Origin of the sequence: Enterococcus dispar ATCC 51266, assembly GCF_000406945.1 — a bacterium.
Classification (GTDB): domain Bacteria; phylum Bacillota; class Bacilli; order Lactobacillales; family Enterococcaceae; genus Enterococcus_C; species Enterococcus_C dispar.
On the sequence record NZ_KE136354.1, the window covers coordinates 2,614,660 to 2,628,986 of the forward strand.

Below are 14,327 nucleotides of genomic sequence, written 5' to 3' on the forward strand. Positions count from 1 at the left end.
TACGTGCTTTGAATACACAACCAACTAAAAATATATCTGTCGTCGAAATTGATAGGTGGAAGGATTAGGGAGGTCGAGTGATGTATTCACGTCAATTGTGGGGCGCGCAAGTTAGATCCAAAATTTTGAACTATGTACGCGAAAACGGAGAAACAACTAGAAAAGAAATAATTCTGCACTGTGGAAAAGAAGCATCAGGTCAGCTTAATAAGCTGGTACAACAAGGGGGACTGGTGCGCGTGGAAAAAGGCGTGTATCGGTGGCAAGAGATTAAAGTGGAGGTATTTTAATGCAACTAAAAGTAAAACGACTAACAGAAACAGCTATATTGCCAATTAGAGCGCATCAATCGGATGCAGGGTTAGATATTTGTGCGGATGAAGACGTCACGATTAACGTTGGAGAAACAGTTACGGTGTCAACTGGATTGTCTATCGCTATCCCAGAAGGCTACTACGGGCGATTGAAAGGAAGAAGTGGACTGACCGCTAAAACCTTGCTAAGAGTACAAGAAGGCACAATAGACGCTAACTATCGTGGTGAGATTAAGGTAATCTGTGATATTAAAACGAAGGTTTTAGATCGAGTGATAGATGGAATGATTTATGCGCATAATATATCACTAAAACGCGGCGAACGCATAGCTCAATTAATTATCCAACCTCTCCCAACTGTGGAAGTGGTAGAGGTAGACGAGCTAGACGATACAGACCGTGGCGAGGGCGGCTTTGGGAGTACGGGGGTATGAGGATGAAAGTCGTGATGGCGTATGACTAAGGAGGAACAAAAATGAAAGTAAGCGAAGCAATCGAGATTTTAGAAAGCAAAGTATTGAGATCAGAAGAAAACTTAAAACATTTCCCCAAAGAAAGCCAAGGTTACGCTGCTAACGAGGCGAGAATTATCGCATACAACATCGCCATCAACACACTACAGCAATTAGACGAACCACAAGCCGAGAAGGTGGAAGTGCCTGATTTTGTGGCGGAGTGGTACGAAGAACATAAATATAATCTAGACAATTCGATTTGGGCTTATGTCAGCTCAATTACTCAATTCCATTCACGCGACCTTAAATTAAATGATTTTGAAAAGTGGTTTTCTGATTTTAACAACGAGCCTATCGAAACCCTCATCAGCATGATGAAAGACGGCTACACCGTCAAGCCTAAGCGGTGGGTGGTTAGGCAGGGCGGCAGTGAGGTTTGGTACCTCCAAGGTTTCAATAGTTTGGATGGAGATATTGTTAAGCAGTGGTGCAGTCACGAGGGCTGCATTAAATTCACCGACAAAGCCAAAGCCGAGGCCGCCGCTACGTTGGTTGAGGGGAGCGTGGAGCAAGTATGAAAAAGCCAATACTAACACACGCAGAGATGGTATATCTAATTAACAGTCTCCGAAAACAGCAGTATAAGTGGAAGTGTGAAGGCATCGACTTTTTTGAAGAAGGCGAGGAGCTGCTAGAAAATTTTAACGAGGCTGTCAACGCTGCATATCTGATCTATGCAGTTTTGATGGAGGAATTGGAGGTAGCGGAATGAGCTTATCATATAAAGCAATCATGACGTCCGACAATCAGGACTGGGAGACGCCTCAAGAGCTTTTCGACAATTTGAATAATGAGTTTGATTTTGAACTAGATGCTTTTGCGTCTGATAAAAATGCAAAATGCAAACATTTTTTTACAGAGCGAGACGATGCATTTCAACAAGATTGGACTAAGTATAAGTCAATATTTATCAATCCACCGTACACTTCTAAAGTGCAGGATGAAGTTTTGAAAAAGATTAATGATACGATTTCTTCTAACTGGATGGGGGTTATAGTTCTCCTTATACCAGCTAGGACAGATACAAAAAGATGGCATGATTACATCTTCAATAAAGCAGACGATATTAGGTTCATTAAAGGTCGATTGAGGTTTGAAGTAGATGGTATCCCTAGAGGTAGTTCAACCTTCCCTAGTGCTGTAATAGTATATGACCTTAGAAATAAGGAGGAGGTAGCGGAATGAATGGACGACAACAAGTGATTAAAATTGGTAAATATTATTATGTAGAAGACTACAACGCCGGAACAAGTTTAGCTTTGAGTACGAACATTCAAAATGCAAGATGGTTCGATTCATCTATCCCGCAGTACAAAGAACGAATGGGCGATATTTGTTCAAATTACGGCGGCGTAATCCGAGATTTACTTGACGAATTACAACCCAATTTAACGGAGGTAGCGGAATGAATATAAAAGCGACAGTTTGGTTAAAAGACGGGAACAATGCAGAAATCATGCTTCACAATACAACATTACAGGCAGAATCCAGACAATATTCGGAAGCTATGAAATATCAAGTTATTTCTCACGATGGTCCGACCAGCATACAACTGATTCCAGTTGAGCATATAGCGATGATTAATTTGGAGGAGGTAGCGGAATGAAATATAAAGGGAAATCTATGATGAGCTTGAATCAAATGGCAGAAATTGGAATTAAATACCAAGGTGATGGGTATGTTACTGGGTTTCCAATCATTTCTGACAATGATGCTTATATTTTAAATGGCGTGATTGAAGCCAACGAGGAGTATATCGCTATTGAACAGTGGATACCGGTATTTCCAGAATCATTACAGCCTGTCTCTCCCTCTCTCACCGACGATCAGCAGGTCGTGTTGGAGTGGTTGAAGGAAGAAACGCAGCGGCGCAGAAATATCCATGCAGCATTATATTGGTTTTATGAAACTAATGTTGAATTAGACCTGATTCCATCTAGCTTATCAGATGTGGAATGGTGCCAAGTCCTCGCTGCGTTTGCGGAATGGGGCTTGAACTCTTGCCAAAATGGAAACAGTTGAACTGTTAAGCAATCCTTAACGGTTCCACCGGTTGCAAACTGACAAACGGCATTGCATCAACGTTTAGAGTAACTTAAAATCGTCCGTTCTACCGTTCGATAGGCGGGCGATTCGAGTGAGGGAGGAAGGAAATGGACGAATTGAAAGATTTAGAAAGAGAAAACGAACAACTAAAAAAAGAAACGGTTGACCTAGCGAAAGAAGCCGCCGTTAAATCATGGGGCTGTCTATGGAGTTTAGCACTTATGGTGTTTTCTATCGCATTAGGCGGATTTGTGGCGATGAAACTGTGGAATGGATTGATTGTACCAACGTTTGGCCTTGCGACGTTGAGTTACTGGCAAGCGTTTGGCTTAGATGTATTCGTTAGCTTTCTGACCGCCAAAATTGGAAATAAGAATGATGGGTACGAGAATAATCAAAAAGCGTATGTATCTATCATAGCCACATTGCTATTTTGGGGAATTGGGTCGATCGCAATGATGTTTATTTAGGAGGCAGAACATGACAGTCCAAGAATTAATTAATGAATTAATGAAAATTGAAGATAAGTCCATGATTGTGGAAGTCACACAAATGATGGTTGGTGAATACTTCACACACGAATCAGAACGAGTAGAAATTGAAGGGAACACAGTCTATATCTGGTAGGAGGAAATTATGATTATCAAAATGATTGTAGGAGCGTTGTTTTTCTTAATGACTTTGTTGTTGGGGTATTTGTTAGGAGAAAGATCAGCAAAAGAAGATAAGTAGAAGTGGGAGGCAGGCAGTTGGAGGTTAAAGTTAATGAATTATCAGAAAAACAGCTAGATGAGTTAGCAAAAAAAATAGTAGTGTCGATTCGCAAAGATAGAGAACAAGAAAAAAAGCTATTTAAAAAAAGAGCTTTTCATAACGCAAAACTTCTAATGACGAATTATCATAAATTGAAAGCACATAGCAACGCTGTCGAAGAGCACGTTGAAGAAGTGCAAGGGACTTTTTGGGAACATAAGTGGTTGAATCTAGATGTTTTAATGCAAAATAAAGCCAAGTCGGTAAAACTGATGAAACATGTAGATATTTGTTTGAAGGCTTATGAAGAGATGTGTAAATCATCAACTAAACCAGAAGATTTGCGAAAATGGCGAATCATTAATAAAAGGTATATTGAAGCTCCTTTTTTAAGTGAGGACAAACTAGCAGAACAATTGCATGTGGATCGTTCTACTGTGAATCGAAACTGCAAAGAAGCATTGGCAGATTTGTCAGTTATATTATTCGGAATCGATATGATGAATGACTGGTAATCCATGCACAAAACGTGCACACATATGCCACAATTAAAGGTATATAATAGTATTATCAAAAGTAGCGGGAAACAGACAGAACAGCTATGACATGAGATTTCCTCCTGAAATCAATTTTTGAATGATGGTGTCTGGTTTCCCGTTTTGTCACTGTGGCGGAAATAGTAGACGCAAGGCATGTGTGCCTGGTTAATGCTTCGGCAACCGTGAGTGGGGCAGTGCCACTCCAGTGACGTTGGGAGGACTTCATAGCATTGCGTGGAGTATCTGACCCAATAAGGTTGATACAGCACTATAGACCATTAGGCACTGAGCTTGTCCAGTAGGGTGCTGTCAGGACAAGTCAATCTCAAATGTTGGCTATCTAGTCATAGCCCTGACGTGTAGTTTAAGGAATGGTAAAAACAACTCCACTATCAGGAGTAGATGCAGTGTCGAGAGCTGCCACGTCAATAGCAACCGATCATTCCCAACCGCCAGGCATGGAAAAACGGTGGGTCCCAGAATGGGGTAGGTTGCTTAATTTGAAATGGTTGCTAACCGGAAACGGTAAGGTGACTAAAGGGCATCCGTTTGTGCGGGTGTCTTTTTTAATACATAAGACAGTCTTCGGGCTGTTTTTTTATTTGCATAATTTTAGAGATTGGAGGCGATAATGTGGAATTAAAAAGAATACATCAAAATGCTATCGTGATGCTGTTTGAAGGAGATATGACACGGGCAGAAATCGCCTCTCAACTCCAGATAGCAGAATCAACGCTTTACAACTGGCTGAAAGACGATGACTTTAGCAAGGCTTACGATGACCATGTTAAAACGATTATGAGCAAGTCTTCTGGCAAGGCGTTAAACACGATGCTTTCTTTACTGTCCGCTAAATCCGAGATGGTAAGGTTTAATGCTGCGAAAGATATCATGGATCGTGGCGGACTGGCACCGATTGACAAGCAAGAGATTAAACAGGATATCAACTTTGACATCGTGATTGACGATTGGGATGATGACGATGCTTAAAATCAACGATCCCAAGAAAGTGTTTAACAAATATATATACGATTGCTTATACGACTACACGCACCCGACAGAAGTCCACTATGGCGGCGCATCAAGTGGGAAATCACATGGAGTAGTGCAAAAGGTAGTTGTTAAGTCGCTAAAACATTGGGATTACCCAAGACGTGTCCTGTGGCTGAGAAAGGTAGCTGCGACTGTTAAGGATTCTATCTTCCAAGATGTATTGGAATGCCTGTCTACATTCAAGCTACTGCCATTTTGCAAGGTTAACATGAGCGATTATCGAATAGAGTTGCCAAACGGCGCTGTATTTCTGTTTAAAGGTATGGACAATCCGGAAAAGATTAAATCAATCAAGGGAATCTCTGATGTAGTCATGGAAGAGGCGACCGAGTTCACTCTTGACGATTACACGCAATTAACACTACGGACACGGGAAAAACGGCATAAGGATAAACAAATCTATTTGATGTTTAACCCGGTTTCTAAAGTCAATTGGGTGTACAAATACTTCTTTGTTAGTAAGCAACCAGACGCGGTTATCTATCAAACCACATACAAAAGTAATCGCTTCTTAGATGACAGCGTTAAACGCAATATCGAGCTGTTAGCTCAACGGAACGAGGCTTACTACAAGATATACGCACTAGGCGAGTTCGCCACGCTAGACAAGCTGATATTTCCTAAATATGACAGAGCATTATTAAATAGAGGAAGTCCTGCGTTTTCTCGTTTACCATCATATTTCGGTCTTGACTTTGGGTTAAAATTAGCCCCTTTGCGCAGTAATGTGCATAGAAAATTCAGTGAACCTGTAAATGCAGGGTGTGCAGCCTAAAAAGCTGCGCTATCGGTGAAAATCTAAGTTATTAGGATATACAAAAGACCCAAAAAAATGTTATAATAATCACGAGGTGGTAAATGTGATTATTTATATGTTTAAAAATAAAATAAATGGTAAAACATACATTGGGCAAACCATAAGAACATTTGAAGAAAGAACCAGCGAACATTTGAGACACACGGAGACTTGTTTCGACAAAGCCTTAAACAAATACGGTATTGAAAATTTTGAATATTGTATTATTGATGAAGCTCTATCACTTGATGAATTGAACGCTAAAGAAACTTATTGGATTGCTAAAACGAACTCTATGATTCCTAATGGCTATAACTTGTGTTTAGGTGGCAACAACACTTGCGGGTATACACACAGGGAGGAGTCGAAAAGAAAAATGAGTTTGACAAAGAGAAAAAACGGCAGTATGAAAGCTGAGAAAAATCATTATTACGGTAAACACCATACTCTGGAAATCCGAGAGAAAATGAAAAAAGCGTGGACTCCAGAAAGGAAAAGTAAACTCAGTGAGCAGTCTAAGAGGCTTGACCGGAGCTATCAATTTGTGAGAGTTAGAAACAAAGAAACGGGAGAAATATATAATTCTGTTAAAGAAGCTGGTGAAAAAACCGGAGTGTTAGCGACACACATTACAAGAGTTTGCAAAGGGAAACGCAAAAGCGCCGGTGGAATCAAATGGGAATATGTGGATTCTAATAATAAGACAATACCGAGCCAAGCCTAGAAATAGGAAGGTGTAACGACTATCCGTCAAGGAGTAGGGGTGATGTGAAAATCCTCGCCTCGAAGCGCTGAACAACCTAACAATAATGAGAGCCTGCAAAGGGCTCTTTTTTTGTGGTTGAAGATATAGTCTACTCCCCTAATAAATATCGGGAAACCGAGGGTATACAGGACGTCAACGATCCATCAGCATTTATCCACGTCAAAGTCGATGAGCCAAACAAGACGCTCTACTTTATCGAAGAATACGTCAAGAAAGGCTTATTAAACGACCAGATAGCTGATGCAGTCACTGCACTAGGCTACGGCAAGGAAATCATTACGGCAGACTCTGCTGAAAAGAAATCCATTGCTGAAATGCGCCGACACGGCATTAGTCGGATACGAGAGGCTAAGAAAGGCCCTGACTCGATTATCCAAGGCATACAGTTCTTGCAACAGTTTCGACTGGTGGTAGACGAGCGGTGTGTGAAACTAATCGAAGAATTGGAAAACTACACTTGGACAAAAGACAAGAAGACAAATGAGTACACCAACAAACCAGTGGACTCTTACAACCACGTAATTGACGCCACACGCTATGCTGTCGAGTCAATCAATGGCAAAGGCAAAGCGCGGGTTAAATCATTTAAAGGAGGACTTTAATTGCAATTAAAAGACATCACGGGAGGGTTAAAGCCTCCGAAAATTATGACGCTTGACCGTGACACGGAAATCACGCCAGCAATCATTAGCAAGTTTATCCGTATCCACCAGATGGAGCGGTATCGATACAAATATCTGATGGACTGTTATAAAGGCCAAATGGAGATATACGACTACGCAGCCAAAGACAGCTACAAGCCAGATAATCGATTAGTTGTTAACTTTCCTAAATACATTACAGACACGTTTACCGGCTACTTTAACGGGATTCCAGTCAAAAAGAGCCACCCTGACGAGAGTGTGGCAGAAGTCCTAGCAAACTTTGACAATCTAAACGACATGGAAGACGAAGAGTCTGAATTAGCAAAAATGGCCTGTGTTTATGGCCGATGCTATGAGTTTATGTACCAGAACGAACAGACAGAAACCTGTGTGGTGTACAACTCGCCAGAAGATATGTTTTTGGTCTATGACAATAGCATTAAACAAGAACCACTCTTTGCTGTCCGCTATGGCTTAGATGATAACAACGTGTTCGAGGGTGAGTATTACGGACCCGATAAAAACTGCAAGCTAACGGGTAGCGAGTCGGCTTTGCAATTTGGCGAGGAGATTGGCAAGTATTACGATGACTTACCAGTGACCGAGTTTTACATCAATGAAGAGCGCATGAGCGTGTTTGAGTCGGTTATTACGCTATTTAATGCGTTTAACAAGGCGATTAGTGAGAAAGCTAACGATGTAGAGTATTTCTCTGACCAGTACATTGTCTTTTTGGGGGCAGAGCTTGAAACGGACGATTTAGCTAATATTCGGGACAATCGGACTATTAATTATTTTGGCAATGGTGCGGAAAACGTAGATGTGAAGTTCCTAGATAAGCCAGATAGCGATAGTCAGACGGAAAACTTACTCGATCGTCTGCAAAAGTTAATCTTCCAAACGTCGATGGTCGCGAATATTTCAGACGAGAATTTTGGACAATCATCCGGCACAGCTCTAGCCTACAAACTAGAGGCGATGTCTAACCTAGCCTTACAAGCCCAGCGGAAGTTCCAATCTGCGATGAATAAACGGTATCGGTTGTTCTTTAGCTTAGCTACAAACGTGCCTGCTGGTTCTTCTAACGGCTGGAAGGATATTGAGTATACATTTACCCGGAATGAACCCAAAAACATCAAGGAAGAAGCTGAAACAGCTCAAATGTTGATGGGTGTCACGAGTGAGGAGACAGCTTTGTCTGTCCTCTCTGTGGTATCTGATGTTAAAACGGAAATCGATAAGATTGATGCTGAAAAGCCAAAGACTGGCACGGTGCCGGTTTATGATTTTGAGAAAGGTCAGAAAGCCGGTGACGAATAATGAACTCACAAGACTACTGGCGCAAACGTGAAGAGAAATGGATTAAGCAACAAATAAAAGAAGATGCTAAGCAATCAAAAGTAATTGCTGAAAAATACCAAAAGGCACTCGACCAAATCGAGAAAGAAATCTCTGCCAACTGGGAACGATTTGCCGGCAAAGAAGGCGTGACGCTATCTGATGCTAAGAAGATGGCATTAGAGATGGACGTCAAAGCTTTTGCCAGGAAAGCGAAAGAGTATGTAAAGAATAAGGACTTTAGCAAGACAGCTAATGACGAGTTGCGTCTTTACAACGTCACAATGCGAGTTAATCGCTTAGAACTGCTTAAATCGCAAATAGGACTTGAATTAATAGCTTTATCTGATGACATAGACAAATACACTGCTGATACACTCACTAAAACAGGAATTAAAGAGGCAGAACGCCAAGCAGGTATTTTGGGCGAAACGGTATTTTCTAATTATAAAGCGTTCGTGGAGTCCGTGGCGTTTGGCAGTTTCCAAGGTGCTACTTTTTCGGAGCGTATCTGGGGCAACAATGGAGCGCTTAAAGCCGACTTAGACCGACTGCTGATAAGAAGTGTCACGCAAGGCAGAAACCCACGAGAGCTTGCAAGAGAGCTGAGAAACATCTTTGATAGTAGCAAGTACGAAGCAGAACGGTTGATGCGGACGGAGACTGCAAGAGTGCAGATAGAAGTCCAGAATAAATCGTATCTCGAAAATAACGTGGAGGAGTTTGAGTTTGTAGCCGAACCGTCAGCATGTGGGTTATGCAGACCATTGGACGGCAAGACGTTTAAAGTGGCAAAAATGGAATCAGGGTTAAACGCTGCGCCAATCCACCCGAACTGCCGGTGCAGTACGATGCCTCATGTAAGCAGATAAATTTAAATCGAGGAGGTTTTACTATGACAAACCAAAACAGCCCTTGGCAGCCGATGACTCTGCGTGAGATTGTCGGTCTTTTCGTGTTGCCAATAAAGAAACCACCGGATAGTAGACTGAATACTAATCAGGCAGATAGTGCCGGATTGGTAGGTGGTCCATTATCTCGTTAGCTGTCGTTAAAGCTGAATACAATGAAATTAGACCAGCGATATGTTGGTCTTTTTTTGTGGTCTTTTTCGCAAAGGTGCAGACCTAAAAGAACAACTTGCCCGTTTCCCAGAACGGCATAAATGCGAGAATCGTTTCCCAAAACGTTAAATGCGAGAAGAAAGGAAAGTTGTTATGTTTGAAAATAAAGAACTATTAATGCCGATGAATCTGCAATATTTTGCAGAACAGGCAGATGACCAAGTAGAAGCGCCAGAAACCAATGTTGAAGAAACTGCCGCGGAAGAAACCGAGACTGAGGAAAAGCTGGACTCTGAAAAAGTCGTCGAGAAATTGCAAAAACGATTAGCAAGCAAGACTGCTGCGGAAAAAGAAACTAAATCACAACTCGAACAAGCGCTATCCCGCATTGAAGAACTAGAAAATGCCGGTAAAAAAGGCGTGAAAGAGTTGTCCGATGAGGAGAAGGCGACCAAAGCACAGCAAGAAAAAGACGAAGAGATTGCTAAACTGAAATCTCAAATCAAGATTGCGGAATCCACACAACAAGCTGATGAAGTCTTGAAAGATGCTGGTTTAACAGTCGGAAAAGACATTTTAGGCATTGTGGTAGCCGAGGACGACCAACAAACGCTAAAAAACGTCAAAGCGCTAATCAACTACACGCAAGACCAACGATCTAAATGGGAGATTGCAAGAAACACTGGTTCTACACCTAAAAAAACAACAGGCAAAACGGAAATTGATCCATTCGATGCCGTAGTTGCCAAATACTAAGAAAAGAGGAAATATAAATGGCTATTAAATATTACACAAAGCAATACGCAGGTATGCTGCCTAATTTATTTGCTAAGAAAGCAGCGTTCTTACGCTCTTTTGGTGGCGCACTGCAAGTGAAAGATGGTATCTCTCAAAAAGATACGTTCATGGAATTAAAAACATCTGATACAGACGTGGTGATCCAAGCATATTCTACTGATCCAAACGTTGGATTTGGTACGAGTACAGGCAATACAAGTCGTTTCGGCCCACGTAAAGAAGTGAAATCCGTTGATGTGGAAGTCGGCTATGAAGCACCTTTAGCAATCAATGAAGGAATTGATGATTTCACAGTCAACGATATTCCAGAACAAGTAGTTGCAGAACGTTTAGGATTGCACGGTGTAGCATGGGCACAACACGTTGACGGATTGCTTGGAAAAGCTATCTCTGACAATGCGAGCGAAACATTGACTGGCGAATTGACAGAAGCAGGCGTTACTAAATTATTTGCAGACGCACACAAGAAGTTTGTTAACAACGGTGTATCTGATGCGATTGCTCATGTGGCATACGTAACAGCAGATGTGCTTAATTTCTTAATCGACTCTGATTTAGCCAAGACGGATAAAAACTCATCTGCAAATGTCGATGAACAAACCTTGTACAAATTCAAAGGATTTAACTTGATTGAATTGCCTGACGCTAAATTCCAAACTGGCGAAAATACTTATTTTGTTGCTGATAGTGTCGGTGTTGCCGGTGTTGGTATTCAAGTAGCACGAGCAATGGATTCTGAAGACTTTGCCGGCACAGCATTACAAGCGGCTGCTAAATACGGGAAATACATTCCAGAAGCTAACAAGAAAGCAATCTTGAAAGCTACGTTGACCGAACCAGAAGAAGTACCAGCAGGCTAAGGAGGATATTATGGCTAAGTTTGAAGTAAAGAAGACTTTCCGAGACGTCCACACGAAAGAGTTGTATGAAAAGGGGTCTATCATCGACATGACGGTTAAACGTGCCGGCGAAGTCGAGAAAAACTTAGACCAATCTTTCTTACAACGTGTGGACGAGAAAAAGAAGTAGGTGGTTAAATGGCTACCATTGCAGAAGACGTTAAGAAACTATTAGGCGGTACGCAAGACGAGAAGCTAGAAGTTATCGAACGGCGAACTGAAAGCCGTCTAGCGTCCATTCTAGGCGTGTCAGAAGTGCCCGTTAGCTTTGAAACAATCGTCTATGAGGTAACGGTCAAACGATTTAATCGAATTGGCAACGAGGGCATGCAATCCTACAGCCAAGAAGGTCTTTCTATGGCGTTTCCAGAGTCGGACTTTGCCGAATACCAAGGTGAGATTGATGACTGGCTAAATGCACAGGAGGACGACGAGGGCGAAGTTAAAAGAGGGAGGTTCCGGCTATATTGAGATACGACACGAAAGTATTGTTTATCAAAAACAGCGAAGACTCCCACTACGATCCCGACCTTGGTGAGTGGATTGAGGCCGAACCCACCATCACCGCAACTGAAGCTAACGTGACTGACCTTGGTACAAACAGAAGTATGGCTTTGTTTGGGAGTATTAAGCAAGGGGCTGTAGTCATCAGGACGCAGCCTTTATTTATTGTTCCAAAGTGGGACGCTATCGATATTGATGGCAAGAGTTATCAACTAACCACCGCCAGACAGCCACTTGACCGAAACAGCTTGATTGTGGAAGAGGTGGTCAAAGGTGGCTAGGTCTATCCAGATTAAAGGTATCGATAAGCTCCAAAAGAAACTGCGGAAGAACGTCACAATGGCTGATGTTAAGACGGTTGTTCATACAAACGGGATTGAGATGAATCGTACGGCATCGAGACTAGCTCCAGTAGACACAGGATTTCTACGGCGGTCCATTGTGTTTGCGATTGCTGATGGTGGTTTAACTGCTACATCCACAGCAGGAGCTTCGTACAGCCCTTACCTTGAGTACGGTACGCGTTTTATGGCAAAACAACCGTTTATGGCTCCAGCTTACAATCAGCAAAAAGCTAAGTTTAAATCTGATATGGGGAGGTTGGTTAAATGATTAAAACACGCGACCAGTCACTCTTTGATGAGATGTTTAAACAGTGCCAATCGTTGGGCTATGCGGTCTATGATTACAAGCCAATGGACGATGTACCTTATCCGTTTGTAGAGCTAGAAGACAGCCAGACAGTTCATAAGGCTAACAAGACCGATGTTAAAGGTTCCGTTATTCTTACACTTTCTGTTTGGGGATTGCAAAAGAAACGTAAGCAGGTGTCAGATATGGCATCTGCTATTTTTAACTCTGCTTTGCGATTAAACGTCACAGAAGGTTATTTCTGGACGCTTAACGTACAAGCTAGTGGAATTACATTAAGAGACGATACAAGCACGAATACGCCTTTAAAACGGGCGATAGTAACGCTTGAATTTAACATACAATAGGAGGAATACAAACATGGCAGAAGCAGCAAAAGGTATTGACGTCATTTTGCTTTTCCGTTTGCTAGAAGATGCAACGAAAGAAGCAGCATTTAAGTTGGCGTTCCAAACCGAACATGAAAATACAAAATCCAAAGATAGTGATAGCGTGGCAACGAAAGACGGCCCTATCCGTACTCCAGGCTCACTAGAGTTCGATTTTTCCGCAACGTCTATCTTGTCTATCAACGATCCGTACGTTGACAAATTGGAAGGCGCTTTGGACGATGACAAGTTGATTGAAATTTGGGAAATCAACCGTGCTGAAAAAGGTACTGACGAAGATGTCGATAAATACAAAGCGACTTATTACCAAGGTTATGTAACGTCCTTTGGTAAAAATCCAAATGCCGAAGATAGTGTGGAATTGTCGCTTGAATTTGGTATCAATGGTAAAGGCGCCAAAGGCTATGCTACTTTGTCTGCGGAACAAGAAGAAGTGGTGCAATACGTGTTTAAAGACACCGTGAAAGAAACAGTAACACCAGAAGGTTGAGTTATTAAGGGTTAGCGATGCTAGCCCTTTTTATTTTTGTCAAATTAGGAGGAAAACATAATGGAATTAACAATCAACGATAAAGATTACAAGTTTATTTTCGGCTATGGATTTTTAAAAGAACTTAACAAGAAAAACAAGATTAATGCACAAGGTATCGCTGTGAATGCTGGTATTGAAGCAGTAGCAACTAATTTAGCAAGCGGCGATATTGAAACGTTAGTTGATACTTTACGTATCGCAAACGCGACAGAAACGCCTCGTGTAAGTGAGAAGGCATTAGCTCAATTCATTGAAGAAAATGGAGCAGACGAATTATTTGATGATGTTTTTGAAGAGTTAAAAAAGTCGGCATTTACCAAGAAAAAAGTAACGGGAATTTTGGAGCGGATGGAAGCGTAAAGCCGGAACAAACATTTGAAGAAATCTATGAAGAAATTCAACTGAATTGTATTCGATATTTTGGGATTACTGATTTTTTGATGATTAAAAGAATGACTATCGAAGAATACCAAATTCGTATGAAAGCGTACAGCCTTAGACAGTTAGATGAAGAGTATAAATTGCATAAACTAGCCTGGCAAATAAATCAAGCACAAGCTGCAGATAAAAAAGGCAAAGCAGTATACCGACGTTTTGATGACTTCTTTAATTTTAAAAAAATGGAGCAGCGTATTTTAGGAACAAGACCCGAAGACGAAGTTTTGAAAGATAAAAGTCTGAGTGACATGATGCTCAAATCAAATAAGTAGGAAAGGAGGGTGATCT

General features: G+C 41.5%; 25 protein-coding genes and 2 pseudogenes. All 27 read left to right on the forward strand.

Annotation, left to right across the window (positions count from 1 at the left end; translation table 11 throughout):
• Nucleotides 1–80 precede the first annotated feature (80 nt).
• The 27 genes and pseudogenes from RK01_RS12355 (at nucleotide 81) to RK01_RS12480 (ending at nucleotide 14,311) form a co-directional block, all read left to right on the forward strand.
• Nucleotides 81–290, forward strand: a complete 210-nt coding sequence (locus RK01_RS12355) for a type IV toxin-antitoxin system AbiEi family antitoxin domain-containing protein (protein WP_016171566.1) — start codon at nucleotides 81–83, stop codon at nucleotides 288–290.
• Complete coding sequence (dut, locus tag RK01_RS12360; protein WP_016171567.1) at nucleotides 290–748, forward strand: dUTP diphosphatase; 459 nt, start codon at nucleotides 290–292, stop codon at nucleotides 746–748. Before RK01_RS12355 ends, dut begins: the two co-directional genes overlap by 1 nt.
• 41 nt (nucleotides 749–789) lie before the next feature.
• Nucleotides 790–1,347 carry a DUF1642 domain-containing protein gene (locus tag RK01_RS12365; RefSeq protein ID WP_016173620.1) on the forward strand — a complete coding sequence of 186 codons (558 nt, stop codon included), beginning with the start codon at nucleotides 790–792 and terminating at the stop codon, nucleotides 1,345–1,347.
• 190 nt (nucleotides 1,348–1,537) lie between these two features.
• The gene (locus RK01_RS12375; RefSeq protein WP_016173622.1) at nucleotides 1,538–2,014 is read left to right on the forward strand and encodes a phage N-6-adenine-methyltransferase; all 477 of its coding nucleotides are present in this window, start codon (nucleotides 1,538–1,540) and stop codon (nucleotides 2,012–2,014) included.
• Nucleotides 2,011–2,238: a hypothetical protein gene (locus RK01_RS12380; RefSeq protein ID WP_016173623.1), complete on the forward strand. Its 228-nt coding sequence runs from the start codon at nucleotides 2,011–2,013 to the stop codon at nucleotides 2,236–2,238. Before RK01_RS12375 ends, RK01_RS12380 begins: the two co-directional genes overlap by 4 nt.
• Nucleotides 2,235–2,435 carry a hypothetical protein gene (locus RK01_RS12385; RefSeq protein ID WP_016171572.1) on the forward strand — a complete coding sequence of 67 codons (201 nt, stop codon included), beginning with the start codon at nucleotides 2,235–2,237 and terminating at the stop codon, nucleotides 2,433–2,435. Before RK01_RS12380 ends, RK01_RS12385 begins: the two co-directional genes overlap by 4 nt.
• Before the next feature lie 20 nt (nucleotides 2,436–2,455).
• Complete coding sequence (locus RK01_RS12390) at nucleotides 2,456–2,851, forward strand: hypothetical protein (protein ID WP_244874946.1); 396 nt, start codon at nucleotides 2,456–2,458, stop codon at nucleotides 2,849–2,851.
• 131 nt (nucleotides 2,852–2,982) lie between these two features.
• A complete protein-coding gene (locus RK01_RS12395) occupies nucleotides 2,983–3,345 on the forward strand; it encodes a hypothetical protein (RefSeq protein ID WP_016171574.1) in 363 nt (120 codons plus the stop codon).
• 10 nt (nucleotides 3,346–3,355) lie between these two features.
• On the forward strand, nucleotides 3,356–3,502 hold the full coding sequence (locus RK01_RS13810; protein WP_016171575.1) for a hypothetical protein: 147 nt from the start codon (nucleotides 3,356–3,358) through the stop codon (nucleotides 3,500–3,502).
• 122 nt (nucleotides 3,503–3,624) lie between these two features.
• A complete protein-coding gene (locus RK01_RS12400; protein WP_016173625.1) occupies nucleotides 3,625–4,143 on the forward strand; it encodes a hypothetical protein in 519 nt (172 codons plus the stop codon).
• 657 nt (nucleotides 4,144–4,800) lie between these two features.
• Nucleotides 4,801–5,157, forward strand: coding sequence for a phBC6A51 family helix-turn-helix protein (locus tag RK01_RS12410; protein ID WP_016173626.1), 357 nt, complete (start codon nucleotides 4,801–4,803; stop codon nucleotides 5,155–5,157).
• A pseudogene (locus RK01_RS12415) lies at nucleotides 5,144–5,920 on the forward strand (PBSX family phage terminase large subunit); the annotation flags it as partial. The gene RK01_RS12410 and the pseudogene RK01_RS12415, both read left to right, overlap by 14 nt.
• Nucleotides 5,921–6,080: 160 nt before the next feature.
• Complete coding sequence (locus RK01_RS12420; RefSeq protein ID WP_016173628.1) at nucleotides 6,081–6,740, forward strand: GIY-YIG nuclease family protein; 660 nt, start codon at nucleotides 6,081–6,083, stop codon at nucleotides 6,738–6,740.
• A gap of 173 nt (nucleotides 6,741–6,913) precedes the next feature.
• Nucleotides 6,914–7,384: pseudogene (locus tag RK01_RS12425) on the forward strand (terminase large subunit); the annotation flags it as partial.
• On the forward strand, nucleotides 7,385–8,746 hold the full coding sequence (locus RK01_RS12430) for a phage portal protein (protein ID WP_016173630.1): 1,362 nt from the start codon (nucleotides 7,385–7,387) through the stop codon (nucleotides 8,744–8,746). It abuts the pseudogene before it with no gap.
• Nucleotides 8,746–9,636: a minor capsid protein gene (locus RK01_RS12435; protein ID WP_016173631.1), complete on the forward strand. Its 891-nt coding sequence runs from the start codon at nucleotides 8,746–8,748 to the stop codon at nucleotides 9,634–9,636. The genes RK01_RS12430 and RK01_RS12435 overlap by 1 nt, the downstream gene beginning before the upstream one ends.
• A gap of 23 nt (nucleotides 9,637–9,659) precedes the next feature.
• A complete protein-coding gene (locus RK01_RS13815; protein ID WP_016173632.1) occupies nucleotides 9,660–9,809 on the forward strand; it encodes a hypothetical protein in 150 nt (49 codons plus the stop codon).
• A gap of 172 nt (nucleotides 9,810–9,981) precedes the next feature.
• Nucleotides 9,982–10,584: a capsid assembly scaffolding protein Gp46 family protein gene (locus tag RK01_RS12440; RefSeq protein ID WP_016173633.1), complete on the forward strand. Its 603-nt coding sequence runs from the start codon at nucleotides 9,982–9,984 to the stop codon at nucleotides 10,582–10,584.
• Nucleotides 10,585–10,601: 17 nt separating this feature from the next.
• Nucleotides 10,602–11,486 carry a hypothetical protein gene (locus tag RK01_RS12445; RefSeq protein WP_016173634.1) on the forward strand — a complete coding sequence of 295 codons (885 nt, stop codon included), beginning with the start codon at nucleotides 10,602–10,604 and terminating at the stop codon, nucleotides 11,484–11,486.
• A 10-nt stretch (nucleotides 11,487–11,496) separates the two neighbouring features.
• Nucleotides 11,497–11,655, forward strand: coding sequence for a hypothetical protein (locus tag RK01_RS13820; protein WP_016173635.1), 159 nt, complete (start codon nucleotides 11,497–11,499; stop codon nucleotides 11,653–11,655).
• Nucleotides 11,656–11,663: 8 nt separating this feature from the next.
• On the forward strand, nucleotides 11,664–11,996 hold the full coding sequence (locus tag RK01_RS12450) for a phage head-tail connector protein (RefSeq protein WP_016173636.1): 333 nt from the start codon (nucleotides 11,664–11,666) through the stop codon (nucleotides 11,994–11,996).
• The gene (locus RK01_RS12455) at nucleotides 11,993–12,310 is read left to right on the forward strand and encodes a hypothetical protein (RefSeq protein ID WP_016173637.1); all 318 of its coding nucleotides are present in this window, start codon (nucleotides 11,993–11,995) and stop codon (nucleotides 12,308–12,310) included. The genes RK01_RS12450 and RK01_RS12455 overlap by 4 nt, the downstream gene beginning before the upstream one ends.
• Entirely contained in the window at nucleotides 12,303–12,641 is a 339-nt protein-coding gene (locus RK01_RS12460) for an HK97-gp10 family putative phage morphogenesis protein (RefSeq protein WP_016173638.1), read from the forward strand. Before RK01_RS12455 ends, RK01_RS12460 begins: the two co-directional genes overlap by 8 nt.
• On the forward strand, nucleotides 12,638–13,027 hold the full coding sequence (locus RK01_RS12465) for a hypothetical protein (protein WP_016173639.1): 390 nt from the start codon (nucleotides 12,638–12,640) through the stop codon (nucleotides 13,025–13,027). Before RK01_RS12460 ends, RK01_RS12465 begins: the two co-directional genes overlap by 4 nt.
• Nucleotides 13,028–13,040: 13 nt before the next feature.
• Nucleotides 13,041–13,559 carry a phage major tail protein, TP901-1 family gene (locus RK01_RS12470; protein WP_016173640.1) on the forward strand — a complete coding sequence of 173 codons (519 nt, stop codon included), beginning with the start codon at nucleotides 13,041–13,043 and terminating at the stop codon, nucleotides 13,557–13,559.
• A 60-nt stretch (nucleotides 13,560–13,619) separates the two neighbouring features.
• Nucleotides 13,620–13,961, forward strand: a complete 342-nt coding sequence (locus tag RK01_RS12475; protein WP_016173641.1) for a tail assembly chaperone — start codon at nucleotides 13,620–13,622, stop codon at nucleotides 13,959–13,961.
• Nucleotides 13,962–14,053: 92 nt separating this feature from the next.
• Entirely contained in the window at nucleotides 14,054–14,311 is a 258-nt protein-coding gene (locus tag RK01_RS12480) for a hypothetical protein (RefSeq protein ID WP_244874970.1), read from the forward strand.
• The last annotated feature ends 16 nt before the right edge of the window (nucleotides 14,312–14,327 follow it).